A 26,165-nucleotide genomic window follows, 5' to 3' on the forward strand; every position below is an offset into this window, starting at 1 on the left:
CTTGAACGGACAAGAATTGGTTTCTTCTTCACCGCGCCACCCCCGCACGCCGAGCGACACCAATCACTTCGTCCTGACGTTCGAGAACAATCGGTTCGCCAGCGAACTCTTCGGGCAGTTCGACCAGCATCTAAAGCTGCTCGAGGAGCGGCTGAATATCGATGCGCGGGCACGCGGCAATTCCGTCGTCATATCGGGCGATGTCGTGACCACCAATCAGGCGCGGCGCACGCTCGATTATCTCTATGAAAAGCTTCAGAAAGGCGGCAGCGTGGAACGATCCGACGTCGAGGGCGCAATCCGCATGGCGGTCGCCGCCGACGATCAGCTCAGCCTTCCCACCATGGAGCGCAAGGCCAAGCTGACAATGGCGCAGATTTCGACGCGCAAGAAGACGATCATCGCCCGCACGCCGACGCAGGACGCCTATATCAGGGCGCTGGAGCGCGCCGAGCTCGTCTTCGGCGTCGGCCCGGCCGGCACCGGCAAGACCTATCTCGCCGTCGCCCATGCCGCCCAGATGCTGGAGCGCGGCGCGGTCGAAAAGATCATCCTGTCGCGCCCGGCCGTCGAGGCCGGCGAGCGCCTCGGCTTCCTGCCCGGCGACATGAAGGAAAAGGTCGACCCCTATCTTCGCCCGCTCTATGACGCGCTCTACGATATGATCCCGGCCGACAAGGTCGATCGGGCCATCACCGCCGGCGTCATTGAAATTGCGCCGCTCGCCTTCATGCGCGGCCGCACGCTCGCCAACGCCGCCATCATCCTCGACGAAGCGCAGAATACGACGTCGATGCAGATGAAGATGTTCCTGACGCGTCTCGGCGAAAATGCTCGCATGATCGTCACCGGCGACCCTAGCCAGATCGACCTGCCGCGGGGCGTCAAATCCGGTCTCGTCGAGGCCCTGGAGCTGCTGAACGGCGTTGAGGGCATCTCGATCGTGCGCTTCAAGGACACCGACGTCGTGCGCCATCCGCTGGTCGGGCGCATCGTCAGAGCCTATGACGCCACCTATCTTGTCGAAGCCGAAGACGTCGGTCGGCAGGACTGATGGCTGAACTCGATATCCAGATCAGCATCGAGAATATCGGCTGGCCCGGCGAGGAAACGCTGCTGGTTTTTTGCGAGCGTGTGCTCGGGGCCGCCGCGGTCTATCTTCGCGACAATGAGAAGCAGCCCTTCCCGAAGATGCCGCCTGAAGTTTCGCTGGTCTTTACCGACGATGCCTCAATCCAGGACATCAATGCCGAATGGCGCGGCAAGGACAAGCCGACCAATGTCCTTTCCTTCCCGGCCTTTCCGGTTGAGCGCGGCAAGCTGCCCGGGCCGATGCTCGGCGACATCATCATCGCCCGGGAGACGGTGGAGCGGGAAGCCCAGGAACTCGAGAAGAGTTTTGACGACCACCTGACCCATCTTCTGGTGCACGGTTTCTTGCATCTTCTCGGCTACGACCATATGAATAATGCCGAAGCCGAAATTATGGAGGGGCTGGAGACTCGCATTTTGGCGCAGCTCGGCCTATCTGATCCCTACGAGGGTCAAGACCTTAAAATGGAACCATGAGCGACTTTACGACGAAGCCGGCGGCAGACGCCAAGGACTCCGAGCCATCCTCTTCTTCGGATGAGGTCGGCAGTAGTAGTCGGCCATCCGGCCGATCCCAATCCTTCTGGTCGCGCGCCGCCCGCATTCTCCGCCCGCAGCAGGGCTCGCGACTGCGCGAGGATCTTGCCGATGCGCTTATGACCGATGCGGCCGGCGACGACGCTTTTTCGCCCGACGAACGGGCGATGCTGCACAATATCCTGCGCTTTCGCGAGGTGCGCGTCGCCGACGTGATGGTGCCGCGCGCCGATATCGAGGCGGTGGACCAAAATATCACCATCGGCGAGCTGATGATCCTTTTCGAGGAATCCGGCCGCTCGCGCATGCCTGTTTATGCCGATACGCTCGATGACCCACGCGGCATGGTGCATATCCGCGACCTGCTCTCCTACGTCGCCAAGCAGGCGCGCAACAAGCGCCGCGGCCCGGCAAAGCCGGCCGCTGCAGCCCCGGCGATCGAAGTCGCGCCGGAGAACATCCAGAAGCCGCTGCGCTCGACCAAGCCGAATTTCGATCTTGCGCGGGTCGACCTGCAGAAGACGCTCGCCGAGGCCGGCATCATCCGCAAGATCCTGTTCGTGCCGCCGTCGATGCTGGCCTCCGACCTCTTGCGCAGAATGCAGGTGAACCGTACGCAGATGGCGCTGGTCATCGACGAGTATGGCGGCACCGATGGTCTCGCCTCGCACGAGGACATCGTCGAAATGGTGGTCGGCGACATCGACGACGAACATGACGACGAAGAGGTGATGTTCAAGCGCGTCGCCGAAGACGTCTTCGTCGCCGACGCCCGTGTTGAGCTGGAAGAGATCGCTGAAGCGATCGGACCGGATTTCGACATCAGCGAACAGGTCGACGAGGTTGACACGCTGGGAGGGCTGATCTTCTCCGCGCTCGGCCGCATCCCCGTTCGCGGCGAAGTCGTCCAGGCCCTGCCGAACTTCGAATTCCATATTCTTGACGCAGATCCGCGCCGCATCAAGCGGCTGCGCATCACCCGCAAGCGCCACGCGATCCGCCGCCGCGCCAAGGAGGCTGGCGACATCACGCCCGGATCCGAGACCGGCGACGACCGGCCGGCCGAATCGACCACGAACTAGGCATCAGTACGAAAATCGGGTCGCCTTTCAGGGCCGTTGCGGAAACAGGACAAAGAGCCGCTTTTTTGAAAGACTGCGCATGGGTTGATTCGCGGTTTGATGGGAGTGCGCATGGAGCGGCTTGCGGACAGGGTTATCCTCGTCTGGGGGTTAAAACGGTCGTTGGTGGCCGTCGCCGCTGGAGCATTCGCCGCTCTGGCGCTGCCGCCTTTCGGTTTTTTCGCTGCGATGTTTCTCTCCTTCACGCTGCTCGTCTGGCTGCTCGACGGGGCGGCGGCTTCTCCTGAAAGCGGCATGATCGGCAGGCTATGGCCGGCCTTTGCCGTCGGCTGGCTGTTCGGCTTCGGCTATTTCGTCGCCGGCCTCTGGTGGATCGGCCATGCCTTGCTGGTCGATTCGGAGGAATTTGCCTGGGCACTGCCCCTGGCAGTCCTCGGACTGCCGGCCGGCCTTGCGGTCTTCTATGGGCTGGCGACTGCACTTGCCCGGATCGTGTGGTCGGACGGCATGGGACGGATCGCCGCACTTGCGGCCGGTTTCGGCCTGATGGAATGGCTTCGAAGCGTGATTCTCACCGGCTTTCCCTGGAATGCCATCGGTTACGGCCTGATGCCCGTTCCGCTGATGATGCAGTCGGCGCATGTGATCGGCGTGACGGGGGTGACGACACTTGCCGTCTTCGTCTTTTCCGCCCCGGCGCTGATCGGGACGCGACAGGGCGCGAAGCCTGGAATTGCGCTCGCCGCCCTGCTGTTTGCCGCCCATCTCGGTTACGGCGCCTATGCCCTCCATCTGGCGCCGCGGCCGCAGCCCTTGCCCGAGGACAAGCGGCCCGTGGTGCGGCTGGTGCAGCCGGCCATCGATCAGGCGGCGAAGATGGACAACGACGCCGACCGCAATGCGATCTTCGAGACCCATCTGAAGCTTTCGGCCGAAGCGCCGAGGAATGGCGGACGCAAACCCAACATCATCGTCTGGCCGGAAACCTCGATCCCCTTCATCCTCACCGACAACCAGGATGCGCTGACGCGGATCGCCGATACGCTCGACGACGACCAGATCCTGATCGCCGGCGCAGTGCGCGCCGAGGAGATAGGGCCCGGCACACCGGTGCGCTACTACAATTCCATCTATGTGATCGACGGCCGCGGCCAGATCATCGCCGCCTCCGACAAGGTGCATCTCGTGCCTTTCGGCGAATATCTGCCCTTTGAGGACATCCTCACCGAACTCGGCATCCAGAACATCGTCGAGATACCGGGCGGCTTTTCGGCCGCCGCAACCCGGCACCTGTTGGCGCTGCCCGGCGGCCTCAATCTCTACCCGCTGATCTGCTATGAGATCATCTTTCCGGGCGAAATGACCGGCGACATCGTGGATGCCAACGCGCTCCTCAACCTCACCAACGATGCCTGGTTCGGCATCACGCCCGGACCCTACCAGCATTTTCAGCAGGCGCGGGTGCGGGCAATCGAGACCGGCCTGCCGCTGATTCGCGACGCCAACAACGGCATATCGGCACTCGTGAACGCGCATGGGGAAATCATCGCAGGCCTCGGTCTTGGTGAGACCGGCTTTATTGATGCAACTGTTGATGGGTTCGGCAATGGGTTCGGAACCACATACCCCCTTCAGACATACTTCTGGTTGATCGAAGCACTGCTGATATTGATTGCGCTAATTTCACGCGGAGGTTTTATTTTAGGGTTGAATTGACCAAAAACCCCTAAAATTGCATAGTGGTGTCAATCGGCGTTCTTAACGTATGTTTATCGGCGGGTTCCCGCCGCTTACAACGTGGCGTTTTGGGATGGATCAGGGGCATGCCGGTTGGAAACAGAAATTCGTAGCTAGGGCACGACCATGATTGAAAATAAGAAGAAGCCGAATCCGATCGACATCCATGTTGGCAGCCGCATTCGCCTTCGCCGGACGATGTTGGGCATGAGCCAGGAAAAGCTTGGCGAAAGCCTCGGCATCACCTTCCAGCAGATCCAGAAATATGAGAAGGGCACCAACCGTGTCGGCGCAAGCCGTCTGCAGAACATCTCGAGCATCCTCAATGTTCCGGTCTCCTTCTTCTTCGAAGATGCGCCCGGCGAACATGCCGGCGCCGTCGGCGGCATGGCCGAAGCCTCCAGCTCGAATTACGTCGTCGATTTCCTCTCCTCCTCGGAGGGTCTGCAGCTCAACCGTGCCTTCGTCAAGATTTCCGATCCCAAGGTACGCCGCAAGGTCGTGGAACTGGTCAAGGCGCTCGCTGCCGAAGCCGACGCTGACTGATCCAGCTCTCATCGCAAAATAGGAAAGGCGGTCGAAAGGCCGCTTTTTTTTGCGTTTTCGGGCAAAATTTGTCACATCGCCGCAGATATAAAGATATATTTATGTCCTTGTGCGCTTGTCATCAGCGCTCGAACTGAGTACCTACTAGCTTGCTTTTATTCTTTGAGGGGAATCCCGGAATGCGCGCGAATTATCTCTTTACCAGCGAATCTGTTGCCGAAGGTCATCCGGACAAAGTGTGTGACCGCATCTCCGACGAGATCGTCGATCTGGTCTACCGCGAAGCGGCCAAGACCGGCGTCAATCCGTGGGGCGTGCGCATTGCCTGCGAAACGCTGGCAACGACCAATCGCGTCGTCATCGCCGGCGAGGTCCGCCTGCCGCCGAGCCTGATGAAGAAGGACAAGGACGGCAAGGACGTCATCAATCCCTCGAAGTTCAAGGCCGCTGCTCGCCGCGCCATCAAGGATATCGGCTACGAACAGGACGGCTTCCACTGGAAGAAGGCAAAGATCGACGTGCTGCTGCACTCGCAGTCGGCCGATATCGCCCAGGGCGTCGACAGCGCCGCCGACCAGCAGGGCGACGAGGGCGCCGGCGACCAGGGCATCATGTTTGGTTACGCCTGCAAGGAAACGCCGGACCTGATGCCGGCTCCGATCTATTATTCCCACAGGATTCTGCAGCTGCTTGCTGCGGCCCGCAAGAAGGGCGACGGTGAAGTCGCCAAGCTCGGCCCCGACGCCAAGAGCCAGGTGACCGTGCGTTACGTCGACGGCAAGCCGTCGGAAGTGACCTCGATCGTGCTTTCGACCCAGCATCTCGACGAGAGCTGGGATTCCAAGAAGGTCCGCGCCGTCGTCGAGCCCTATATTCGCGAGGCGCTCGGTGAACTGAAGATCGCCGAGGATTGCAAGTGGTACATCAATCCGACCGGCAAGTTCGTCATCGGCGGACCGGACGGCGATGCGGGCCTGACCGGCCGCAAGATCATCGTCGACACCTATGGCGGTGCGGCTCCACATGGCGGCGGCGCATTTTCCGGCAAGGACACGACCAAGGTCGACCGTTCGGCTGCCTATGCCGCCCGCTACCTCGCCAAGAACGTCGTCGCCGCCGGCCTCGCCGACCGCTGCACGATCCAGCTCTCCTACGCCATCGGCGTCGCTCAGCCGCTGTCGATCTATGTCGACCTGCACGGCACCGGCAAGGGTGTGTCGGAAGACCAGGTTGAAGCGGCGATCCGCCAGAATATGGACCTGTCGCCGTCGGGCATCCGCCGTCACCTCGACCTCAACAAGCCGATCTACGCCAAGACCTCGGCCTATGGTCATTTCGGCCGCAAGGCTGGCCGCGACGGCTCGTTCTCCTGGGAGCGCACCGACCTCGTCAAGGCGCTCAAGGAAGCCGTCAAGACCAAGGTCGCTGCATGACGGATATGGAGCGCCGGGGACGGGCGACCGAAGCCTTTTTCGGTCGCCGCAAGGGAAAGGCCCTGCGCGAACAGCAGGCGGAAACGCTGAATAGCCTGCTCCCGGCATTCCTCATCGATCTCTCGGCGGCTCCCCCGGAGCCGCTGACCTCCCTCTTCCCGGTTCCGGTCAAGACATTGCGGCTGGAAATCGGTTTCGGCGGCGGCGAGCATCTGATGCATCGCGCGCTGGCGACCCCGTCCACCGGCTTCATCGGCGCCGAACCCTTCGTCAATTCGATGCAGAAGCTTTTGTCACGCGTCGGCCAGACGGGCGCGCAGAACATTCGCGTCTATAATGACGATGCGACGCAACTGCTCGACTGGCTGCCGGACGCTTCGCTCGACCACATCGATCTGCTCTATCCCGATCCCTGGCCGAAGCGGAAGCACTGGAAACGCCGCTTCGTCTCGAAGACCAATCTCGACCGCTTCCACCGGGTGCTGAAGCCCGGCGGCCTGTTCTGCTTCGCCTCCGACATCGACACCTATGTGAACTGGACGCTGATCAAATGCCGCGACCATGGCGGCTTCGACTGGCTGGCCGACAATGCGGCGGATTGGCTGACCCCCTATGAGGGCTGGCCGAGCACGCGCTACGAGGCCAAGGCACGCCGCGAGGGCCGCTCTTCGGCCTATCTGACCTTCAGGAAGATCTGAGGCTGTCGGCAATTTCCGGCATCCTGCTCTAAAACCGACGACGAAAACAAACCGAACTGAACGCGCTACGCTCTCACTTGTGGCGCGTAGAGTTCCGCCGTGGAACGGTTGCAATTGCCGCTGACGCGACTATTTCCGTGCTGGCCACCCTCCGCTCAAATGGAAGGGAGAAAATGACCGGGAGCATGTCATGTGCCGAAATGATGATCCTATATCTGGCTTCCACTGCGGCGACAGTGTTGATTTTTCAGGTCGGTATTGGCTTCATGAGCGGCGACTGTGTTCAGGAACCGGTCGAGCATCGAGTTGAAGCTCTCCGGCTTTTCCCAGAAGGGCGCGTGTCCAGCCCCTTCTATTACATGCGCTTTGCCTTCGAAGAGCAACTGGATGTTCAGGCCCGAAAAATAGCTGAGTTTGACAAAGGGGTCATAAGATCCATTCACAAAAGCAATGGGTATATCAGCCTGTTCGACGGTGCGGCGCTGATCCACGCCCTGCCCCCGCAACATTGCGCGAGAAAAAACGCTCCTTAGTCTCCCGTCCGCGCGCGCTATGGCATCGCGAAAGGAGGGGTTGCTCGTGTCTCCAAAGCAAAGAGACTGAAACCGCTCCACATCACGCGATGTAAAGTTCTCTTTTGATGCCAGAAGAATATCAAATGATGGATGGAATCCCCGCAGCATTCCGAGGAGACCGCTGTGGATCGGTGGCGTGCCGCACAACATCAGGCCCGAAATGCCGTTGCTGCTGCCTGCCATCTCAATCGCGACGTGACCGCCAAGCGACCATCCCAGCACGGGAAAGCGACGGAGCCCCAGGCGGGCTGCCACCTCTCCTATGCAGTCGGCAAGACCGGTGACGGTGTAAGTTGACTGTGGATCTCGAGCGTCGCTCGATTCGCCATGTCCCGGAAGATCGAGCGCAATCAGACGCCAATTCCGGGACAAATGGCTGTGTAATTGCTGTGAAAAGACCGTCCGTGAGCTGCCCGAACCGTGTATCATAACCAGTGGTGCAGCGCCATCAATAGTGTCACTGATGCGCACAGCGCCGTGGCTGGTGTCGATTGTACAGTGAAATATGTCCATAAACTGCGACCCCTAACGCGCAGCCAAAGTCTTGCACGAAAATATCTATGGCAGGTGCATGATCATCGTAAACCAGATCTGAACCAGGTCGTGCAATCACGACACGTTTCGGGGCGGTTACGCATCAATACACAATCATTTGCCTTGGCGTTGTATACGGGTTAGGTCTGTCGCAGCAGCAATTGCAACCAACCTTTCACGGTGAGCATCACGATGCAATTTCTTCTGGACATTGTTATTTCGATCACCAGCCTGAGTGTCGTCGGGTTCTACGCGTGGTCGTTGCGAGGCCACTTCAACTCGCCGAAGATGGAAGCCGGAGCAAAGCTGATCACCGTCGTCGTCATCGCGACGACGGCGTTTTTCCTGTACCTGGTTTGGTCCGGGACGCAGATGCTATGGGTACAGGTAGTCGGACTGGGATTTGAAATCGGGTCGGCGGGCTTGTTCTGGTGGGCGGTGTCGGCATCGCGAGAGGCCAGGTTGCGCTTTGTGTTCACCCTCGATCACCCAGATAGTCTTGTCACCGACGGTCCCTATCGCTACCTGCGGCACCCTTTTTACACGTCCTACCTGCTCTTCTGGTCGGGGTGGGCGCTGGCATCTTGGTCGATATGGTCGATCCTGCCGGTCTTATTTTTTACGGTTGTCTACGTGATTGCAGCTCGCAGCGAGGAGAGGAAATTCGCCCTATCACCGCTGGCATCCGAATATGAAGCCTATCGGCGCAAGACGGGCTTGCTGACGCCGTGGTTCGATTGGCGATAATGTCGCGACATCCGTCACGACGGCAGCGAAATCGAATAGAGCGACCGTGCACCGCAAGCAGTGAAACGTAGCAGACGGTCTTGACGGTCAGTGCAGGCTGACCGTCTTCAATTCGTCCTCGGCCGCTTTGAAGAAGGTGCTGGAACGGTTGTCCGTCAGCAGAATCGGCGTGCCGTCGGCGCCGAAGAGCGCCCAGAGATCGACATTCGGATCGATATCCGGCGCCTCTGGAAAGCACTTGGCGACCTCTTCGGTGCGCATCTTTCTGATGTAGGCGACCTCGCCGTTGCCGATGTGGGCAAGCTCGGATTTGGTCAAGTGAGACGTGGCTTCTTTCATCAACATTCCTGTTCCTCCGGAAGAAGGGACCAACGGTTCGACAAACCGTTGTTCTACTGTGAAACCGAAATGTTAATTTTCTTGACCATGCGGGCGGGTTCGGGTCGAATTAGATCGACGGAGAGCAGACCGTTCTTTAGGCCGGCGCCCAAGACCTGCATGCCGTCGGCCAGCACGAAGGTGCGCTGGAACTGGCGGGCGGCGATGCCGCGATAGAGATAATCCCGCTCGCCCTGCTCCACCTGACGGCCGCGGATGACAAGCTGGTTCTCCTCGGTGGAGACATCAAGCTCCTCCTCGCTGAAACCGGCAACGGCAAGGGTGATGCGCAGACGCTCGGGCGCGCCGCTGTCGGCGGCGATGCGTTCGATATTGTAAGGCGGGTATCCGTCGCTCGCCTTGGAAATGCGCTCCAGCGTCTTTTCCATGGCGTCAAAGCCCAGAAGTAGAGGGCTGGCGAATGGGGTAATGCGGCTCATCTCTTTTCAAGTCCTTGATGCAAGCGACCATCCCGGACCTAAAAGTGCAGCATCCGGATGCCGCTAATATGGGGGCATGATCACGGCGCTGCAAGGCGCGCGCGCCCTCCCCGATTTAAACATCTGTCACTTTTCGAATGGCGGCGTCTGCCTCCTTGCTTGACAAAGGACCTGCTGCCTCGCATCAAAACATGCCCGCGCGGAATGTGCCGATTTGTGGCGGGAAATGAAGAAATGGTGTCCGCCGGGATAAGCGGCGTGGCGAGAACGGGACGATTGGAATGGCAAGCGCGAGAAAGATCATCATCGACACCGATCCCGGCCAGGACGACGCGGCCGCCATCATGCTGGCTTTCGGCAGCCCGGGTGAGCTCGAGGTGCTGGGGATCACGACGGTCGCCGGCAACGTGCCGCTGTCTCTCACCAGCCGCAATGCGCGCATCGTCTGCGAACTCTGCGGCCGCACGGATGTGAAGGTTTTCGCTGGCGCCGACAAGCCGATCGCCCGCAAGCTGGTGACGGCAGAACATGTGCACGGCAAGACCGGCCTCGACGGCCCTGTTCTGCCCGAACCGACGATGGCGTTGCAACCCGGCCATTCCGTCGATTTCATCATCGAGACGCTGCGCCGCGAGCCTGGAGGCACGGTGACGCTCTGCACGCTCGGGCCGCTCACCAATATCGGCATGGCCTTCCAGAAGGCGCCCGACATCGTTGCCCGCATTCGCGAGCTGGTGATGATGGGCGGCGGCTTCTTCGAGGGCGGCAATATTACGCCGGCCGCCGAATTCAACATCTATGTCGATCCCGAGGCGGCCGATATCGTTTTCCGCTCGGGCGTTCCGATGGTGATGATGCCGCTCGACGTGACGCACCAGCTGCTGACCCGCAAGGACCGGGTCAAACGCATGGACGAGATCGGCACGGCTCCGGCAAAGGCGATGGTCGAAATGCTGGAATTCTTCGAACGCTTCGATATCGAGAAATACGGCTCAGACGGCGGGCCGTTGCACGACCCGACGGTCGTCGCCTATCTGCTGAAGCCGGAACTTTTCCAAGGCCGGGACTGCAATGTCGAGATCGAGGTCCGGTCCGAACTTACCACCGGCATGACCGTCGTCGACTGGTGGCATGTGACCGACCGCAAGCGCAACGCCAAGGTGATGCGTTACGTCGATGCGGACGGTTTCTTCGATCTCCTGATCGAGCGCTTCGCCCGCATCTGATTATTCTTTCCTTCTCCGAAGAGCGAAACGACCTCAGGCGTCCTTCTCGTCGAAGACGGAATTGGCTTCGGCCTCGACCGGTTTCGGGCCGCCCTTGGCGACGCCGACCATGGCCGGGCGCAGGACGCGCTCGCCGATGGTGAAGCCGGCCTGCACGACCTGGACGACGGTGTTGTTCGGCACTTCGGAGTTCGGCACCTCGAACATTGCTTGATGGAAATTCGGATCGAATTTCTGGCCGACCGGCTCCAGCTTGCGAACACCGTGTCGCTCCAACGCCGAGAGCATCGAGCGCTCGGTCATTTCCACACCTTCGATCAGCGTGGTGAGGCCGGCGTCGGCCGTGGCTTTGGCCTCCGGAGAGATGGCGTCCAGCGCCCGGCGCAAATTGTCCGAGACGGCGAGCATGTCGCGTGCGAAACCGGCGACGGAATAGGATTTTGCATCCTTCACCTCGCGCTCGGTGCGACGGCGCAGATTATCCATCTCGGCGGCAAGTCGCAGATAGCGGTCACGCAGCTCGGCATTCTCGGCCTTCAGAAGCTCGAGCGGATCCGGCTGCTTGGCCTCCTCCTGCTCGACAGTGGCAGTCTCGACGTTGACGGCAGCGTCGGCTGCGGCATCGGCCGCAGTTGCGTCAGGTCCGTTTTTCGTCGTTTCATCGGTCATGACGGTCTCCGGTTGGTATTTTCAGATGCGCCCGATATCGAGGTTTGGCCGGAAAAAATCAAGTCTGCGTGACGAAGAAGCGAAAATTCCGCGCTTCCTCAGTGATGACGTCAAAGCGGATTGCGCGACAGGCGGGAGACGAGCTGAGCGGTGTAATCCACCATCGGCACGATGCGGGAATAATTGAGCCGCGTCGGGCCGATGACGCCGACAGCGCCGACGATCCGGTCATCATCGTCGCGATAGGGCGCGACGATGAGCGACGAGCCCGACAGCGAGAAGAGCTTGTTTTCCGAACCGATGAAGATTCGCACGCCCGAACCGCTTTCGGCCAGGTTGAGAAGCTCGATCAGGCTGTCCTTTTTTTCGAGATCGTCGAACAGCATGCGAAGCCGGTCGAGATCTTCGGCGCCGGCAAGGCCTTCGAGCAGGTTGGCGCGGCCGCGGATGATCAGCTGGGCGGGCTTTCCCTCCTCCGGGCTGCCGGCCCAGACGGCGATGCCGCGCTCTACAAGATCGCGCGAGAGCGCATCGAGCTCATGGCGAACGTCATCCTTCAGACGGCTTAATTGTTTGCGCAGCTCCGGCAGGGTCTGGCCGGACATGTGCGCGTTGAGGAAATTCGCCGCCTCCGTCAATTGCGACGATGTGATGCCTGCAGGCAGTTCGATGATGCGGTTTTCCACCTGGTCGTGATCGCCGACGAGCACGGCGAGCGCCTTTGTCGGTTCAAGCCGGATGAACTCGACATGTTTCAGCACCGGATCGCTTTTCGAGGTGATGACGAGCCCGGCCCCGCGCGAGATGCCGGAAAGCATGCGGCTCGCCTCGTTCATCATCGATTCCACCGGATTGCCGCCGCTTTCGGCCCGCACCTGCCGGTCAATACTGGCGCGGTCCTCGGCGGAGAGATCGCCGATCTGCATGAAGGCATCGACGAAGAAGCGCAGCCCGATCTGGGTTGGCAGCCGGCCGGCGCTGACATGGGGGGAATAGATGAGACCGAGTTCCTCGAGATCGCTCATGACATTTCGCACTGACGCCGGCGAGAGTGACATCGGCAACAGGCGCGACAGATTGCGCGAGCCGAGCGGCTCGCCGCTTTCGAGATAACCCTCGACGATGCGGCGAAAAATTTCTCTGGAGCGCTCGTCCAGCGCAGCAACGGCATCCGAAACCGACGTCGACCTGATGCCCATGAACCTCTCGAACCCACGCTGATGATGCTCCCGAAAATATAGTCAAACTCGCACGCGTGGCAAAAGGGAATTTGCAAATGAGCGCCGCCAATCGTAGAAGCGGTCAGCAACTCCAGGAGATAAGAATGCGGCCTTCAGGCAGAAAAACCGACCAGATGCGCAAGGTCTCGTTCGAGCGCAATTTTTCCAAGCATGCGGAAGGCTCCTGCCTGGTGAAATTCGGGGATACGCATGTGCTTTGCACCGCAAGCCTCGAGGAAAAGACGCCGCCATGGCTGCGCAACACCGGCAAGGGCTGGGTCACGGCCGAATACGGCATGCTGCCGCGGGCGACCGGCGAGCGCATGAAACGCGAGGCCGCCGCCGGCAAGCAGGGCGGCCGCACGCAGGAAATCCAACGGCTGATCGGCCGGTCGCTACGCGCCGTCGTCGATCTGCAGGCGCTCGGCGAAAAGCAGATCACGCTCGATTGCGACGTCATCCAGGCCGATGGCGGCACACGGACGGCCTCGATCACCGGCGGCTGGATCGCGCTTTACGATTGCCTGAAATGGATGGAAAGCCGCAACATGATCAAGGTCGACCGGGTCCTGAAGGATCATGTCGCCGCCATCTCCTGCGGCGTTTTCGCCAACCAGCCGGTGATCGACCTCGATTATCTTGAGGATTCCTCTGCCGAGACCGATGCGAACTTCGTCATGACCGGCGCCGGCGGCATCGTCGAAATCCAGGGCACGGCCGAAGGCACGCCGTTCAGCGAAGAGGAATTCAGCTCTCTGATGCGGCTTGCCAAGAACGGCATCAGCGAACTCGTCACCCTGCAGAAAGAGGCGATTGCGGGATGAATGCCATGCTGGAAGGCATCTTGGAAACGGCGCTTTATGCGCGCGATCTCGATCAGGCCGAGACGTTCTACGAGGGCGTTCTCGGGCTTGAAAAGATCTCCCGCGCCGGCAACCGGCATGTCTTCTTCCGCTGTGGGCCAGGCGTTCTCCTCATCTTCAACCCCGAGGAAACGATAAAGCCGCCGGCAGCCGACGCGCTGCAGGTGCCGCCGCACGGCGCGACCGGCCAGGGCCATGCCTGTTTTCGTGTGTCCGGCCGCAATATCGATACCATGGCCGAACGGCTGAAGGCGGCTGATGTCGCGATCGAATCCGAGGTGCACTGGCCAAATGGCGGCCGCTCGATCTATTTCCGCGACCCTGCCGGCAACAGCCTGGAATGCGCGGAGGCAAAAATCTGGGGCCTCGAACAGGATATCTGAATTGCGCAAGCTCGAAACCAAAACAATCGTCGTCGCCAGCCACAATACCGGCAAGATCCGCGAGATCCAGGAATTGATCGGGCCGCTTGGCTTCACCGCCAAATCCGCGGCCGAACTGAATTTCGTCGAACCTGACGAGACCGGCACGAGCTTCGAGGAGAATGCGACGATCAAGGCGGTGGCCTCGGCCAATGCCGCCGGCATGCCGGCGCTTTCGGATGATTCCGGGCTGGTGGTCGACGCGCTCGGTGGCGATCCCGGCGTCTACACCGCCAACTGGGCGGAGACCGCAGACGGCACGCGCGATTTCGACATGGCGATGGCCAAGGTGGAAAAGGCGCTGCAGGATGCCGGCGCAACGACGCCTGAACAGCGCGGGGCGCGTTTCGTCAGCGTGCTCTGCCTTGCCTGGCCGGACGGGCATACCGAGCTTTTCCGCGGCGAGGTCGAAGGCCATGTCGTCTGGCCGCCGCGCGGCACCCAAGGCTTCGGCTACGATCCGGTCTTTCAGCCCGAGGGTTATGACGTCACCTTCGGCGAAATGAGCGGCGAGGAGAAACACGGCTGGAACCTCGGCAAGCCGCAGGCGCTGTCGCACCGGGCCCGTGCCTTCAAACTTTTCGTCGAAACCTGCCTGGAGGCATAAGGTCTGTTCGTGGGCAATTTCGATACGCCAAGCCTCTCGCGCGACGCCGCGCTGCTGCCCGATACCGGCGAGCCCGGCTTCGGCGTCTATGTGCATTGGCCCTTCTGCGCGGCGAAGTGTCCCTATTGCGACTTCAACAGCCATGTACGCCATCAGCCGGTGGACCAGGAGCGCTTTGCATCGGCCTTTCTGAAGGAGATGGCGGCAGTTCGGGCAATGAGCGGGCCGAAGACGGTGACGAGCATCTTCCTCGGCGGCGGCACGCCATCGCTGATGAAGCCGGAAACGGTCGATGCCATTCTCGACGGCATCGCGCGGCACTGGCATGTGCCCGCCGGCATCGAAATCACCATGGAAGCCAATCCGTCGAGCGTCGAGGCCAAACGGTTCCGCGGCTACCGCGCGGCCGGCGTCAACCGTGTCTCGCTCGGCGTACAGGCGCTGAACGACCGCGATCTGAAATTCCTCGGCCGGCTGCATGACGTCGCCGACGCGCTGAAGGCGATCCGGCTGGCGCGCGAGATCTTCCCGCGCATGTCCTTCGACCTCATCTATGCCCGGCCGGACCAGACGGTCGAGGAATGGGAGAAGGAACTGAAGGAAGCGATCTCCTATGCGGTCGACCATCTGTCGCTCTATCAGCTGACCATCGAGGAAGGCACGCCCTTCTTCGGCCTGCACAAATCAGGCAAGCTGATCGTGCCGGACGGCGAGCAATCGGCCCTGCTCTACGAGGCGACGCAGGAGATCACGGCGCGTGAGGGCATGCCCGCCTACGAGGTTTCCAATCATGCCCGGCCGGGTGCCGAAAGCCGCCATAACCTGACCTATTGGCGTTACGGCGACTATGCCGGCATCGGTCCGGGCGCGCACGGCCGCCTGACGCGTGGGCATGAGAAGCTCGCGACGGCGACCGAGCGCAAGCCGGAAGCCTGGCTCGAGATGGTCGAGCGCGACGGCCACGGCATTCTCGATGAGGAGCGGCTCGGTTTCGAGGAACAGTCGGACGAACTGCTGCTGATGGGACTGCGGCTCAGGGAAGGCGTCGATCTCGCCCGCTGGCAGCAGCTTTCGGGCCGTGAGCTCGACCCGAAACGCGAGGAATTCCTGCTCGAACACAAATTCGTCGAGCGGATCGGCAATTCGCGGCTGCGCTGCACGCCATCGGGCATGCTGATCCTCGATTCCGTCGTCGCCGATCTCGCCTGCTGACACCCATAAGAGTTCCGGCGCGGTAACGATATCGCTGCCCGCGCCGAAAAATCTTCTCAGCCGTGGCTGGTGGCGCCTGCCTTGAAGAGGCTGCCGGTCGGCGTCTTCAGGAACATCTCCAGCGGAATGTGTTCCTGGTGCAGGAAACCGGACGCCGGCAAGAGACCATCGCGGACCATCTCGATGACGGCGACGACCGAGGCCGACGTCGTCCAGGCGATCGCTGTGCGGCGGGCGCCGGCGATCTCGATCGGGTAATAAGCGCGCACGAATTCCTTGCGACGCAGGCTGCCGTTCTCCGTGCCTTCCGCGGCCACGTGCACGTAGACGACATCGTCTTCGACAGGCGGCTTGGCATTGGTCAGGATCTCGCCGGCGAGCTTGCGCTTGTCGCGCATCAAGAGCTCATGGAAGAAGAAGTTCATCAGCTCCATATGGCCGGGATAACGCATGGTCTTGTAGTCGAGATTGTCAACCGTGCCGAGCATGGTGTCGCACATGGTGCCGAGGCCGCCCGATGTCGTGAAGGCTTCGAGCTTGACACCACCGACATAGATGGTCTCGTGCCACTCCATCGGCGAGACGAGCTTGCGCACGCCGGCTTCGATGACCTCGCAATCATTCAGATATTCGTTGACGACGCCTTCCGGCGACCAGTTGAAGGCATAGCCGAGAAGACCCGTGGGATGCTGCGGCAGGGCGCCGACGCGCATGCGGATCGATCGGCAGCGATCGAAGCCGTCGGCCAGGCTTGCGCCGACGATGCCGACGAAACCGGGCGCCAGGCCGCATTGCGGCGCCATCAGTCCGCGGGCGGTCTTCGACAGTTCGATGATGAAATTGGTGGTTGGGACGTCTTCCGTAAGATCGAAGTAATGAATGCCGGCAAGATGGGCAGCGCGAGCCAGCTCGATGTTCAGGTGATAGGGCAGGCAAGACAGCACCGCCTCAACGTTCGAGAGCAATTCGCCGATCACCTGCGGATCGGATATGTCGCCTGCGCGGCATGTAAAGGGCAGCTCGCCCAGGGGCAGCTGCGCGTCGACACCAATGACCTTGAAGCCGCCTTCATGCAACAGCGTTGCCGCCAGCCGCCCGACCTTGCCGAGGCCGAGAACGGCGATCTTTTCGAAACTCATTCATTCCCTCCCATGCGCCGTTCGGCGCTCTTCTTGGACGGGGAGATATAGAATAAAAAGCTTATAAAGGAAAACGGCTGGAATCGCTTCCAGCCGTCAAATTTCCCGACAGGTCCGCCGACTACTCGTTGATCAGCCGCTTCAGCAGCTCGATTTCATGCGAAAGCTTGGTGTCACCTGATATCAGCTCCTCGATCTTGCGCACGGCATGCAGCACGGTCGTGTGATCGCGCCCGCCGAAGCGGCGGCCGATTTCCGGAAAGGAGCGCGGCGTCAGCGTCTTCGACAGATACATGGCGATCTGGCGCGGCTTGACAATGACGCGGGTGCGCCGATTGGAGACCAGTTCCTGGCGCGAGACGTTGTAATGCCTGGCGACGATGCGCTGGATATCCTCGATGCGTACACGGCGCGGTTCGCCCGAACCGACGAGATGGGCGAGCAATTCGTCGACGCGCTCAATCGACAGGTTCGGCTCGAAGGAGCGGCGGAAGATCAGCTGGTTGAAGGCGCCTTCGAGTTCCCGGCCGCTGGCCGTGATATTGCGGGCGACATGCTGCAGGAGGTCTGCGGGAATTTCGAGAGAGGGGTCCTCGAGCCGGGCCGCGGCCAGGCGCCGCTTGAGGATTTCGAGCCGCATTTCATAATCCGGCGCGTCGAGTTCGATGGCAACGCCGCCCTGCAGGCGCGAGCGGACGCGCGGATCGAGCGACTCCAGCTCCCATGGAGCGCGGTCGGCGGCGACGACGACCTGCTTGGCGCTGTCGAGCAGCATATTCAGAAGATGGCAGAATTCATGCTGGATCATCTTGCCCTGCAGGAACTGCATGTCGTCGATGATCAAGAGGTCGATGTTGCGCAACGAGTCTTTCAGCGTCAGCGCATCATTGTCGCGGATTGCCGTGGCGAAGCGCCACATGAAATATTCGGCCGTCAGATAGACGACACGCAGGGCCCGCGGGTTCTGGACCGCCGCATTGGCGATCGCCTGCAAGAGATGAGTCTTGCCGAGCCCGACCGTCGAATGGACAAAGAGCGGATTGAACCGTACGGCGCCGGAGCCGACTTCCGCGATCGTCTTGGCAGCCGCAAGCGCGACGCGGTTCGAGCTGCCTTCCACGAAGGTATCGAAGGTGAAACGGCTGTCGAGCGGCGAGCCGAACAGCGGGGTACCGAGGCTTGCTGGCCTTGCGGCGGCAACGGCCGAAACTGCCTGCTGGACAGCCTGACCGGCCGGCTGGGCGCTCGGCGGACGGCGCATCTGCGCGGGAGCAGCCGGCTCGGGCTGAACCACCTCGTCGACGGCCTTCATGCCGCTGCGCGTTGCGGTGCGGACCAGGATTTCGACTTTCAGGATTTCCGGGTCTTCGGCCTGGAACAGACCGGTGATGAGATCGAGATAACGATTGTTGATCCACGACTTCAGGAAGGTCGTGGGAACCGAAAGGCGAACAACGCTCTTCGAGACCGAATGCAGCTTCAACCTGGCAAACCAGCTGGCATAGACGTCAGGACCGACCTGGGCCTTCAAGCGCGCGCTGACGCGCTCAAACAAAATGCTCTGCTTCATTTCCGCCTTAGCTTCCCCCACTTCCTGGCGCATGGAGCCGAACGCTTGCGGTGCCGCATCTCCATTGTCGAGCCCGCCTGCCATCATCGTATTCATCTGCATAATGCCGCCTTTCAATTCCACCGGGCGGCCTCCGCTAAAACAGCCGCCCGATCATTCCCCGCTTTGACGGGCTGGCGGCATCCTCATGAAGCCACTCGCCTGCCGGTTCACTCAAACACGACACAGAAGCCCGTTGCAGGTACCGCATTCATGCGGCGCCTTCATCGGCTTTCCGTGCCAGGCTGTCGGTCAATCCTCGTTTTCGGCCGACCAGCCCGAACGCAATATTACTATCCCTATCCGGCAGCCTCACGTTAAACGTGTGCTTGCCATAGGCACAAAACATCCCTGCCCCGTAACAGCCACGTTACGGCCCAAATCCGTCAAGTGCTTGAAAAAACGGAAGCGCAAGGCTCCGTAACAGATGGCACAAATTCATCGCCCTGCCGACGTGGCAGTTAAGACCGAACTCTGCAGGTGATGTCCGCGCCCTCTGTTGGACGCCATTTAGGCAGGATCAAATGGCAAGATCAACGATGAATTTTACGCAAAATTAAGATGCGGCCATTGACTCCGGCCGCCCTTTTCGGGCGTCACACCAGCGTCAAAAAAGAATCGCAGTTGAATCAAAGAGATTCCCCATTCGGGCTATTTTGACACGCAAAGAAAGAAAAAAAATAAAAATCTTCTTGACTCGTCCGTGATCCGCAAAGGTTCGGCCAGAGTCGCGCAACGGGAAAGCATCCTTGCGCAAGTACTTGTTTTTAAAGTATTTTTCATGTCATGGCACTGACACGAAACAGTCGTGAGATTTACCATGCAGAGGTTGTTCGGCGGAATCGAAAAAGCCCGGTAAAATTACCGGGCTAATCATAACGAGGAGGTCGTTAATGGATCATTACGCGGTCGTGGAGACCGACAGAGCCTTCACACGAGCGGCCAAGCGAGAGACCTTGCGCGATGCCGTGTTGGAGTGCAGCACGCCCTTGCTGGCGGCGCGGGCGAGTTCCGGCTGAGCAGCCAGGAAAGCTGCCTTCGCCTTGTCGGCGTCACCGGATGCGATGGCCTCTTCGACCTGGCGAACGAAAGTACGCACGCGCGAGCGACGAGCCTTATTGACGTCGGTACGGCGGGCGATCTTGCGGGTCGCTTTTTTCGCCGAAGTTGTATTGGCCATGGATGCCTCTCTCAAGAATTCGAACAAACTCCGCCATTACCGCGGGCCCTGCGGCCACCAAATCCAGCAATACGGGAGCAATCGCGGAAAACCAGAGCGGCTTTCCGAACCGTGGGCGGGCATATAACCCTAAAGCCGGCCCACGTCAACGCGGATTTTCAAGCTTTCCGGCAGCAAGCGCCGAAAAGCATTCAACGGTGCTTGAAGGCAGGTTTGCGCTTCTCGATGAAGGCGGCCATGCCTTCTTTCTGATCGTCCGTGGCAAAGAGACTATGAAACAGGCGGCGTTCGAACCGCAACCCTTCCTCCAGCGTCGTCTCGAAGGCGCGGTTGACCGCCTCCTTGGCCATCATGACCGAGGGCTGTGAAAGCGAGGCGATCTTTTCGGCTGCGGCCAAAGCCTCGTCGATGAGACGCTCGGGCGCCACCACACGCGAAACGAGTCCGGATCGTTCCGCCTCGGCCGCATCCATCACGCGGCCGGTCAGGATCAGGTCCATGGCCTTCGCCTTGCCGACGGCGCGCGTCAGCCGCTGCGAGCCGCCCATGCCGGGAATGACGCCAAGGGTGATTTCCGGCTGGCCGAACTTCGCGGTCTCCGAGGCGATAATGAAATCGCACATCATGGCAAGTTCGCAGCCACCGCCGAGGGCAAAACCGCTGACGGCAGCGATGACAGGCTTGCGCGCCTTGGCGACGTCATCCCAGCCGCTGATGAAATCACTCTTATAGATATCGGCGAACTGAAGCGACTGCATCTCCTTGATGTCGGCGCCGGCGGCAAAAGCGCGTTCGGAGCCGGTGAGCACGATCGCACCGACGGCATTGTCTTCATGGAAAGCCGCATAGGCCTGCTTCAGTTCCCTCAGCACAGTGGAGTTCAGCGCGTTCAGCGCCTGCGGGCGGTTCAGCGTGACGAGGCCGACAGTGCCTCGGGTTTCGACGATCAAGGTCTCGTAAGCCATGCTGTTCTCCCGGTTTCTCACTGTTACTTCTGACAGGCGGCGCAATAGAAGGTGGAGCGGCCCGCCTGCACGATGCGACCGACCGTACCGCCGCAGCCGGGCGTGCCGCAAGCCTCACCTTCGCGATCATAGACGGAGAAGGAATGCTGGAAATAGCCGAGCGATCCGTCGGCCTGGATATGGTCTCGCAGCGACGAGCCGCCGGCGGCGATTGCATCGGCGATGACGTCGCGGATCGAGGCGACCAGCAGGTCGAGCTGCTGCTTCGGCCGGCCGCCCGGCGTCACCAGCGTGCCGGCGGCACGCAGCGGCGACAAATGCGCGCGCCACAGCGCCTCGCATACATATATATTGCCGAGACCGGCAATGTTCTTCTGGTCGAGTAGCGCGCTCTTCAGCGGCTGCGCCTTGTCCCGGAAGCGTTCGGCCAGATAAGCAGCGCCGAGTTCGTTTCCCGTCGGCTCCGGGCCGAGATCGCGGAAGAAGGGATGGGCGGCAAGATCGGCGCGTCCGACCATATCCATGAAGCCGAAGCGGCGCGGGTCGTTGTAGATGACGCGGCGAACGCCATCCTGACCCTGCAGATGAAAAACGACGTGATCGTGTTTCTCGTCCTTCGAGCGTGCGTGGTGGAATTGCCCCGGCGTTGCGGAGGCGGCGCCCTCTTCGATGCGAAAGGAACCGGACATGCCGAGATGGGAAATCAGCGTGTTGCCGTCGTCGAGATCGACCAGCAAATATTTTGCGCGGCGGCCGAGACCGACGATGGTGCGTCCGGAAACCCTGTCCGCCAAGGCATCGGGAAAGGGGAAGCGCAAATCCTTGCGCCGCAGTTCCAGCCTGGCAACCAGAGCGCCTTCCATCGCCGGCGCCAGGCCGCGTTTGACGGTTTCGACTTCTGGCAATTCCGGCATCTTAACCCATCTCTATCGAACGTGTTTCAACCGAGGACGATGTGCGCTATAGCGCCATGTGCCGCGGAGAGCGCGGTCCAGTGATAACGTCGCGCGCGGTCTTTCGCTACGGTCGCCGCGCCGATCTTCAAGGAACGGAGCAGCCTGATGTCAGAAAGCCGCACTTCCGCCGATGGCGGCATGGAGACCTCTTACGGCTTCCGCGAGGTGCCGGGCGGCGAGAAACAGGGTCTGGTCAACCAGGTATTCCACAAGGTCGCCAAGCGCTACGACATCATGAACGACGTCATGTCGATGGGCATGCACCGGGTCTGGAAAGATGCGATGATCTCGGCGTTGAACCCGCGCAAGGAGCCAGGCTACAAGGTGCTCGACGTTGCCGGCGGCACCGGCGACATCGCCTTTCGCATCATCGAGGCCTCTGGTCGGAAGGCACATGCGACGGTGCTCGATATCAACGGCTCGATGCTTGGCGTCGGCGCCGAACGGGCGGCAAAGAAGAAGCTTTCCGACAATCTCACCTTCATTGAGGCGAATGCCGAGGAACTGCCGTTTGAGGCCGCCAGCTTCGATGCCTATACGATCGCCTTCGGCATCCGCAACGTGCCGAGAATCGACAAGGCGCTGTCCGAGGCCTATCGCGTGTTGAAACGCGGCGGTCGGCTGCTGGTCCTGGAGTTTTCGGAAGTCGACATGCCGCTTCTCGACAAGATTTATGACGCCTGGTCGTTCAACGCCATTCCGCAATTCGGCAAGGCGATTACCGGCGATGCCGAGCCCTACCAGTATCTGGTGGAATCGATCCGCAAGTTTCCGAACCAGGAGAATTTCGCAGCGATGATCCGCCAGGCTGGTTTTTCGCGCGTCACCTATACCAATTATACCGGCGGCATCGCCGCGCTCCATTCCGGCTGGAAGCTCTGAGGGAATGAAGGAAAAAAAGACGAACCTCCCTCGGCGGGGCACTTCAGCATGAGCACTTTCGGAGCCTATTTTCGCCTTTGGCGCGTCGGCTGGGTGCTCGTGCGCGAAGGCGTCGTGTCGGCCCTGCCGTCAGAAGGCCTGCCGCCTTCGGTCGCACTTGCCAAATCCTTCGTCACGATTTTCGAGCGCGGCAGGGCGCGGTATCAGAAGCGCAGCGATCGGCTGGCAAAGGCCGTCGAGCGGCTCGGCCCCTCCTATGTCAAGATCGGTCAGTTCCTGGCGACGCGGCCTGACGTCGTCGGCGTCGAATTCGCCAACGACCTGTCTCAGTTACAGGACCGGATGGCCTTCTTTCCCTCGGCGGCCGCAAAGGCGAATATCGAAGGATCGCTCGGGCGGCCGGTCGATGAACTCTATGCGAGCTTCGGCGAGCCGATAGCCGCCGCCTCGATCGCGCAGGTGCACCCCGCCGAAGTCGAAACGACAGAAGGCCGAAGGAAGGTCGCCGTCAAAGTCGTCCGACCGGGCGTGCGCCAGCGTTTTGTCCATGACATCGAGGCAATGTACCTGGTCGCTCATATGCAGGAGCGCTTCATGCCGTCCAGCCGGCGGCTGCGGCCGGTCGAGGTGACGAAGACGCTGGAACAGACGACGAAGGTGGAGATGGATCTTCGCCTTGAGGCCGCAGCGCTTTCGGAGATTGCCGAAAACACCGACAGCGATCCCGGCTTTCGCGTGCCGAAGGTCGACTGGGAGCGCACGGGCCGCGACGTCATCACCATGGAATGGATCGACGGCACGAGAATGTCTGACGTCGAGGGGCTGCGCGCGGCCGGCCATGACCTCAACCTGCTCGCCGACACGCTGATCCAGTCCTTCCTGCGCCACACGCTGCGCGACGGTTTCTTCCATGCGGACATGCATCCCGGCAATCTCTTCGTCGATGCCGGCGGCATGATCGTCGCGGTCGACATGGGTATTGTCGGGCGGCTCGGCAAGAAGGAGCGGCGGTTCCTCGCCGAAATCCTCTATGGCTTCATCACCCGCGATTACATCCGTGTCGCAGAGGTGCATTTCGAGGCCGGCTACGTGCCCGGCCACCACAATGTCGAAAGCTTCGCCCAGGCGATCCGGGCGATCGGCGAGCCGATCCACGGGCAGCCCGCCGAAACGATCTCGATGGGCAAGCTGCTGACGCTGCTGTTCGAAGTGACCGAACTCTTCGACATGGCGACACGGCCCGAGCTGGTGATGCTGCAGAAGACCATGGTCGTGGTCGAGGGCGTGTCGCGCATGCTCAACCCGCGTTTCAACATGTGGAAGGCCTCCGAGCCCGTCGTCGGCGACTGGATCCGCACCAATCTCGGCCCGAAACGAATCGTCACCGATCTCAAGGATGGGCTGAAGGCGGCGGTCAAGCTCGCCGAAGCCGCGCCCGAAATCGCAGCAAAAACCGAGAAATTCCACCATCAGCTGCTGCATATGAGCGAACACGGCCTGCGTTTCGACGATCAGACGGCCGAGGCGATCGGCAAGGCCGAGGCGCGGCACAACCGCTCGGGCAGGATCGCGCTCTGGGTGATCGCATTGACGCTCCTCTATATTGCCTGGATGTTGAGCTGACCGCTCCGACAACATGCTGTGTTCAGCATTTAGGATATCCCATGTGACGGAGGGCTAGCTTAGTCTCGCAGTTTAGGAGATACGGCACATGCAGCACGAACGCCTTGGCATCGAACTTTCCGGACGGCCGCTCGGCTTTGCCGAGATGGTGACGATTGGTGCCGGCAAGGCGAGGATTTCGGCTTCACCAACCGGCATGGCCCGCATCGCGATTGCCCGCGAAATCGTCGAGGACGCGATTGCCGCCGGCACGCCCGTCTATGGCTCGACGACCGGCGTCGGCGCCATGAAAGACGTGGAGTGGTCGGCCGACGAACTCGACACGTTCAATCTCGGCCTGGTGCGCGCCCATCATTTCGGCACCGGCACGCCCTTTTCCTGCAATGTCGTGCGCAACGCCATGGCGATCCGCATCAACACGGCGCTGACCGGCCAGGTCGGCTGCACGCCGGAGCTGATCGACGCCTATATCAGGATGCTCGAGGCCGATCTCATCCCGGTCGTGCGCCGCACCGGCTCGATCGGCTGCGCCGATATCGGCCTCATGGGGCAGATCGGTGCTGTGTTGACCGGTGTCGGCGAAGCGGTCTATCGCGGCAGCCGGATGCAGGCGGCCGACGCTTTCCGGGCTGCGGGGCTGGAACCGGTGCGGATGGCGCCGCGCGACAGCCTCGCTTCGCTCAGCGTCAATGCAGTGAGCTTTGCGGCGGCGGCGGAAACGACGCGCAATGCCGCGGCCTCGATCCGCATTCTGCTCGCCACCGGGATGATGGCATCGGGTGCGCTCGGCGCCTCCCGTGATCCCTGGAAGGCGGTCCGCCATGTCGGCACTGCGCGTGAGGCACTGATCGGCGCCTGGCTCTGCAACGCGTCGGACGAATGGGACTGGCCTGTTGCAACGCATGTGCAGGATCCGCTCAGCCTGCGCATGATCGCCCAGGTATTCGGCGCCGTCATCGAAAATCTGCTTTCGACCGGTCACAAGATTCTCGCCGCCACCGGACGCTCGGACGACAATCCCGTCGTCGTCGAGGGGCGGGTGATGACATCAGGCGGTTCGCTTCCGCTCGATGTGACGATCCTGCTCGAATCGGCCGCACTCTGCATGGCGCATGCGGCGCGCAACGCCTTCAACCGCTGTGTCATTCTCGGCAACGGGCAACGGCGCGACCTGCCGGTCAACCTCGTGCCGTCGGGACGGATTGCCACCGGCTTCGGGCCGATCATCAAGCTTGCCGGCGAAATCTTCTCACGCGTCCTGTCGATGTCCGGCCCCGTTTCGGCGCAGTCGCTGGTGGTTGCAGCCGGCCTGGAGGATGAGGCCGCCTTCTTGCCGCTGGTCATCGAGCGCTTCGAGCGGCAGATGCAGGCACTGAAGCGCCTCGCGGCGCTCGAGGCGCTCTTGTCTGCCCAGGCGATCGACATTCTCGGCGATGAGCCGAAGGGCGTGGCCGGCATGCTCTACGACGTCGTTCGCAAACATGCGGCCTTTTATACCGTCGACCGGCCGCTATCGGCTGAAGTGGAGGCGATCGAGGAAGAGCTCGGATCGGACGACTTTCTCGCGAAACTGACCGAGCAGGTTCCGATCGCCTCCTTCGACGATTTCTTCGCACTCGGCTCGCCGGAGCCCATCGAAGGGCGCTTGGCAAGCCGAGCAGGATGATTGCGGGCCGAGGCCCAAAATCTCGATCCTGCTCTACATTAACCCATCGATGCGTGATGCCGTCCGAAAGACGTTTCAAACTTTGGCATCACGTTTCGGCCGACAGCGGTTCCGACGTCAGTCTAGG

Annotated in this window: 26 protein-coding genes; 16 read left to right on the forward strand and 10 right to left on the reverse strand. The window is 61.2% G+C overall.

Annotation, left to right across the window (positions count from 1 at the left end):
- The first annotated feature begins 1 nt into the window (after nucleotide 1).
- From FHT70_RS09510 to FHT70_RS09540, 7 genes are all read left to right on the forward strand, one after another.
- Nucleotides 2-1,054, forward strand: a complete 1,053-nt coding sequence (locus tag FHT70_RS09510; protein ID WP_085776720.1) for a PhoH family protein — start codon at nucleotides 2-4, stop codon at nucleotides 1,052-1,054.
- Nucleotides 1,054-1,569: an rRNA maturation RNase YbeY gene (gene ybeY, locus FHT70_RS09515; RefSeq protein WP_097599452.1), complete on the forward strand. Its 516-nt coding sequence runs from the start codon at nucleotides 1,054-1,056 to the stop codon at nucleotides 1,567-1,569. The genes FHT70_RS09510 and ybeY overlap by 1 nt, the downstream gene beginning before the upstream one ends.
- Nucleotides 1,566-2,711, forward strand: a complete 1,146-nt coding sequence (locus FHT70_RS09520) for a hemolysin family protein (RefSeq protein WP_183700527.1) — start codon at nucleotides 1,566-1,568, stop codon at nucleotides 2,709-2,711. The genes ybeY and FHT70_RS09520 overlap by 4 nt, the downstream gene beginning before the upstream one ends.
- A 111-nt stretch (nucleotides 2,712-2,822) precedes the next feature.
- Entirely contained in the window at nucleotides 2,823-4,427 is a 1,605-nt protein-coding gene (gene lnt / locus FHT70_RS09525) for an apolipoprotein N-acyltransferase (RefSeq protein WP_183700529.1), read from the forward strand.
- A 147-nt stretch (nucleotides 4,428-4,574) separates the two neighbouring features.
- Nucleotides 4,575-4,994, forward strand: coding sequence for a helix-turn-helix domain-containing protein (locus tag FHT70_RS09530; protein ID WP_064707753.1), 420 nt, complete (start codon nucleotides 4,575-4,577; stop codon nucleotides 4,992-4,994).
- Nucleotides 4,995-5,173: 179 nt separating this feature from the next.
- Complete coding sequence (gene metK / locus FHT70_RS09535; RefSeq protein WP_085776717.1) at nucleotides 5,174-6,427, forward strand: methionine adenosyltransferase; 1,254 nt, start codon at nucleotides 5,174-5,176, stop codon at nucleotides 6,425-6,427.
- The gene (locus tag FHT70_RS09540) at nucleotides 6,424-7,125 is read left to right on the forward strand and encodes a tRNA (guanosine(46)-N(7))-methyltransferase TrmB (RefSeq protein ID WP_183700531.1); all 702 of its coding nucleotides are present in this window, start codon (nucleotides 6,424-6,426) and stop codon (nucleotides 7,123-7,125) included. The genes metK and FHT70_RS09540 overlap by 4 nt, the downstream gene beginning before the upstream one ends.
- A 209-nt stretch (nucleotides 7,126-7,334) precedes the next feature.
- Here FHT70_RS09540 and FHT70_RS09545 read toward each other — a convergent pair whose 3' ends face one another.
- The gene (locus FHT70_RS09545; RefSeq protein ID WP_097599455.1) at nucleotides 7,335-8,213 is read right to left on the reverse strand and encodes an alpha/beta hydrolase; all 879 of its coding nucleotides are present in this window, start codon (nucleotides 8,211-8,213) and stop codon (nucleotides 7,335-7,337) included.
- Nucleotides 8,214-8,426: 213 nt separating this feature from the next.
- Between FHT70_RS09545 and FHT70_RS09550 the strand changes: the two genes are divergently transcribed.
- Nucleotides 8,427-8,981, forward strand: a complete 555-nt coding sequence (locus FHT70_RS09550; protein WP_183700533.1) for an isoprenylcysteine carboxylmethyltransferase family protein — start codon at nucleotides 8,427-8,429, stop codon at nucleotides 8,979-8,981.
- A gap of 87 nt (nucleotides 8,982-9,068) precedes the next feature.
- Here the strand turns inward: FHT70_RS09550 and FHT70_RS09555 are convergent, their stop codons facing one another.
- A complete protein-coding gene (locus tag FHT70_RS09555) occupies nucleotides 9,069-9,326 on the reverse strand; it encodes a DUF1150 family protein (RefSeq protein ID WP_008524631.1) in 258 nt (85 codons plus the stop codon).
- Nucleotides 9,327-9,373: 47 nt separating this feature from the next.
- Nucleotides 9,374-9,799 (reverse strand): Hsp20 family protein, encoded by a 426-nt coding sequence (locus tag FHT70_RS09560; protein ID WP_010032703.1) that lies wholly within the window; start codon nucleotides 9,797-9,799, stop codon nucleotides 9,374-9,376.
- 281 nt (nucleotides 9,800-10,080) lie between these two features.
- On the opposite strand from FHT70_RS09560, the gene FHT70_RS09565 reads away from it, so the two are divergent.
- Nucleotides 10,081-11,025 carry a nucleoside hydrolase gene (locus FHT70_RS09565; RefSeq protein ID WP_183700535.1) on the forward strand — a complete coding sequence of 315 codons (945 nt, stop codon included), beginning with the start codon at nucleotides 10,081-10,083 and terminating at the stop codon, nucleotides 11,023-11,025.
- Nucleotides 11,026-11,058: 33 nt separating this feature from the next.
- On the opposite strand, the gene grpE is transcribed toward FHT70_RS09565, so the two are convergent.
- Nucleotides 11,059-11,694, reverse strand: a complete 636-nt coding sequence (grpE, locus tag FHT70_RS09570) for a nucleotide exchange factor GrpE (RefSeq protein ID WP_085776712.1) — start codon at nucleotides 11,692-11,694, stop codon at nucleotides 11,059-11,061.
- A gap of 110 nt (nucleotides 11,695-11,804) precedes the next feature.
- Nucleotides 11,805-12,893: a heat-inducible transcriptional repressor HrcA gene (gene hrcA / locus FHT70_RS09575; protein ID WP_085776711.1), complete on the reverse strand. Its 1,089-nt coding sequence runs from the start codon at nucleotides 12,891-12,893 to the stop codon at nucleotides 11,805-11,807.
- Nucleotides 12,894-13,018: 125 nt separating this feature from the next.
- Here hrcA and rph point away from each other — a divergent pair, with 125 nt between their 5' ends.
- Genes rph through hemW form a run of 4 tightly spaced genes read left to right on the forward strand, consistent with a single transcriptional unit; the run spans nucleotide 13,019 to nucleotide 16,018 of the window.
- Nucleotides 13,019-13,738 carry a ribonuclease PH gene (gene rph / locus FHT70_RS09580; protein ID WP_085776710.1) on the forward strand — a complete coding sequence of 240 codons (720 nt, stop codon included), beginning with the start codon at nucleotides 13,019-13,021 and terminating at the stop codon, nucleotides 13,736-13,738.
- Entirely contained in the window at nucleotides 13,735-14,160 is a 426-nt protein-coding gene (locus tag FHT70_RS09585; RefSeq protein WP_183700537.1) for a VOC family protein, read from the forward strand. Before rph ends, FHT70_RS09585 begins: the two co-directional genes overlap by 4 nt.
- A gap of 1 nt (nucleotide 14,161) precedes the next feature.
- Nucleotides 14,162-14,806: an RdgB/HAM1 family non-canonical purine NTP pyrophosphatase gene (rdgB, locus tag FHT70_RS09590; protein WP_183700539.1), complete on the forward strand. Its 645-nt coding sequence runs from the start codon at nucleotides 14,162-14,164 to the stop codon at nucleotides 14,804-14,806.
- A 9-nt stretch (nucleotides 14,807-14,815) separates the two neighbouring features.
- Nucleotides 14,816-16,018 carry a radical SAM family heme chaperone HemW gene (gene hemW / locus FHT70_RS09595; RefSeq protein WP_183700541.1) on the forward strand — a complete coding sequence of 401 codons (1,203 nt, stop codon included), beginning with the start codon at nucleotides 14,816-14,818 and terminating at the stop codon, nucleotides 16,016-16,018.
- Between the two features lie 56 nt (nucleotides 16,019-16,074).
- Here hemW and FHT70_RS09600 read toward each other — a convergent pair whose 3' ends face one another.
- The 5 genes from FHT70_RS09600 to mutM form a co-directional block, all read right to left on the reverse strand.
- Complete coding sequence (locus tag FHT70_RS09600) at nucleotides 16,075-17,157, reverse strand: saccharopine dehydrogenase C-terminal domain-containing protein (protein ID WP_183700543.1); 1,083 nt, start codon at nucleotides 17,155-17,157, stop codon at nucleotides 16,075-16,077.
- 121 nt (nucleotides 17,158-17,278) lie between these two features.
- Nucleotides 17,279-18,829, reverse strand: coding sequence for a chromosomal replication initiator protein DnaA (gene dnaA, locus FHT70_RS09605; protein WP_085779934.1), 1,551 nt, complete (start codon nucleotides 18,827-18,829; stop codon nucleotides 17,279-17,281).
- A gap of 838 nt (nucleotides 18,830-19,667) precedes the next feature.
- Entirely contained in the window at nucleotides 19,668-19,946 is a 279-nt protein-coding gene (gene rpsT, locus FHT70_RS09610) for a 30S ribosomal protein S20 (protein WP_064800423.1), read from the reverse strand.
- 191 nt (nucleotides 19,947-20,137) lie between these two features.
- Nucleotides 20,138-20,911 carry an enoyl-CoA hydratase gene (locus FHT70_RS09615; protein WP_183700545.1) on the reverse strand — a complete coding sequence of 258 codons (774 nt, stop codon included), beginning with the start codon at nucleotides 20,909-20,911 and terminating at the stop codon, nucleotides 20,138-20,140.
- 23 nt (nucleotides 20,912-20,934) lie between these two features.
- Entirely contained in the window at nucleotides 20,935-21,825 is an 891-nt protein-coding gene (gene mutM, locus FHT70_RS09620) for a bifunctional DNA-formamidopyrimidine glycosylase/DNA-(apurinic or apyrimidinic site) lyase (protein WP_183700547.1), read from the reverse strand.
- Between the two features lie 147 nt (nucleotides 21,826-21,972).
- Here mutM and ubiE point away from each other — a divergent pair, with 147 nt between their 5' ends.
- From ubiE to FHT70_RS09635, 3 genes are all read left to right on the forward strand, one after another.
- Entirely contained in the window at nucleotides 21,973-22,749 is a 777-nt protein-coding gene (ubiE, locus tag FHT70_RS09625) for a bifunctional demethylmenaquinone methyltransferase/2-methoxy-6-polyprenyl-1,4-benzoquinol methylase UbiE (protein ID WP_183700549.1), read from the forward strand.
- A gap of 48 nt (nucleotides 22,750-22,797) precedes the next feature.
- The gene (ubiB, locus tag FHT70_RS09630) at nucleotides 22,798-24,372 is read left to right on the forward strand and encodes a 2-polyprenylphenol 6-hydroxylase (RefSeq protein WP_183700551.1); all 1,575 of its coding nucleotides are present in this window, start codon (nucleotides 22,798-22,800) and stop codon (nucleotides 24,370-24,372) included.
- A gap of 88 nt (nucleotides 24,373-24,460) precedes the next feature.
- Nucleotides 24,461-26,038, forward strand: a complete 1,578-nt coding sequence (locus FHT70_RS09635; RefSeq protein WP_183700553.1) for an aromatic amino acid lyase — start codon at nucleotides 24,461-24,463, stop codon at nucleotides 26,036-26,038.
- The last annotated feature ends 127 nt before the right edge of the window (nucleotides 26,039-26,165 follow it).

It is taken from the genome of Rhizobium sp. BK049 (genome assembly GCF_014193135.1).
In the GTDB taxonomy this organism is placed as follows: domain Bacteria; phylum Pseudomonadota; class Alphaproteobacteria; order Rhizobiales; family Rhizobiaceae; genus Rhizobium.

What these genes read in the sequence shown, in the direction of transcription:
- ybeY (WP_097599452.1), top strand. Translation starts at nt 1,054, where the DNA reads ATGGCTGAACTCGATATCCAGATCAGCATCGAGAATATCGGCTGGCCC.
- FHT70_RS09520 (WP_183700527.1), top strand. Translation starts at nt 1,566, where the DNA reads ATGAGCGACTTTACGACGAAGCCGGCGGCAGACGCCAAGGACTCCGAG.
- lnt (WP_183700529.1), top strand. Translation starts at nt 2,823, where the DNA reads ATGGAGCGGCTTGCGGACAGGGTTATCCTCGTCTGGGGGTTAAAACGG.
- FHT70_RS09530 (WP_064707753.1), top strand. Translation starts at nt 4,575, where the DNA reads ATGATTGAAAATAAGAAGAAGCCGAATCCGATCGACATCCATGTTGGC.
- metK (WP_085776717.1), top strand. Translation starts at nt 5,174, where the DNA reads ATGCGCGCGAATTATCTCTTTACCAGCGAATCTGTTGCCGAAGGTCAT.
- FHT70_RS09540 (WP_183700531.1), top strand. Translation starts at nt 6,424, where the DNA reads ATGACGGATATGGAGCGCCGGGGACGGGCGACCGAAGCCTTTTTCGGT.
- FHT70_RS09545 (WP_097599455.1), bottom strand. Translation starts at nt 8,213, where the DNA reads ATGGACATATTTCACTGTACAATCGACACCAGCCACGGCGCTGTGCGC.
- FHT70_RS09550 (WP_183700533.1), top strand. Translation starts at nt 8,427, where the DNA reads ATGCAATTTCTTCTGGACATTGTTATTTCGATCACCAGCCTGAGTGTC.
- FHT70_RS09555 (WP_008524631.1), bottom strand. Translation starts at nt 9,326, where the DNA reads ATGTTGATGAAAGAAGCCACGTCTCACTTGACCAAATCCGAGCTTGCC.
- FHT70_RS09560 (WP_010032703.1), bottom strand. Translation starts at nt 9,799, where the DNA reads ATGAGCCGCATTACCCCATTCGCCAGCCCTCTACTTCTGGGCTTTGAC.
- FHT70_RS09565 (WP_183700535.1), top strand. Translation starts at nt 10,081, where the DNA reads ATGGCAAGCGCGAGAAAGATCATCATCGACACCGATCCCGGCCAGGAC.
- grpE (WP_085776712.1), bottom strand. Translation starts at nt 11,694, where the DNA reads ATGACCGATGAAACGACGAAAAACGGACCTGACGCAACTGCGGCCGAT.
- hrcA (WP_085776711.1), bottom strand. Translation starts at nt 12,893, where the DNA reads ATGGGCATCAGGTCGACGTCGGTTTCGGATGCCGTTGCTGCGCTGGAC.
- rph (WP_085776710.1), top strand. Translation starts at nt 13,019, where the DNA reads ATGCGGCCTTCAGGCAGAAAAACCGACCAGATGCGCAAGGTCTCGTTC.
- FHT70_RS09585 (WP_183700537.1), top strand. Translation starts at nt 13,735, where the DNA reads ATGAATGCCATGCTGGAAGGCATCTTGGAAACGGCGCTTTATGCGCGC.
- FHT70_RS09600 (WP_183700543.1), bottom strand. Translation starts at nt 17,157, where the DNA reads ATGAGTTTCGAAAAGATCGCCGTTCTCGGCCTCGGCAAGGTCGGGCGG.
- dnaA (WP_085779934.1), bottom strand. Translation starts at nt 18,829, where the DNA reads ATGCAGATGAATACGATGATGGCAGGCGGGCTCGACAATGGAGATGCG.
- rpsT (WP_064800423.1), bottom strand. Translation starts at nt 19,946, where the DNA reads ATGGCCAATACAACTTCGGCGAAAAAAGCGACCCGCAAGATCGCCCGC.
- FHT70_RS09615 (WP_183700545.1), bottom strand. Translation starts at nt 20,911, where the DNA reads ATGGCTTACGAGACCTTGATCGTCGAAACCCGAGGCACTGTCGGCCTC.
- mutM (WP_183700547.1), bottom strand. Translation starts at nt 21,825, where the DNA reads ATGCCGGAATTGCCAGAAGTCGAAACCGTCAAACGCGGCCTGGCGCCG.
- ubiE (WP_183700549.1), top strand. Translation starts at nt 21,973, where the DNA reads ATGTCAGAAAGCCGCACTTCCGCCGATGGCGGCATGGAGACCTCTTAC.
- ubiB (WP_183700551.1), top strand. Translation starts at nt 22,798, where the DNA reads ATGAGCACTTTCGGAGCCTATTTTCGCCTTTGGCGCGTCGGCTGGGTG.
- FHT70_RS09635 (WP_183700553.1), top strand. Translation starts at nt 24,461, where the DNA reads ATGCAGCACGAACGCCTTGGCATCGAACTTTCCGGACGGCCGCTCGGC.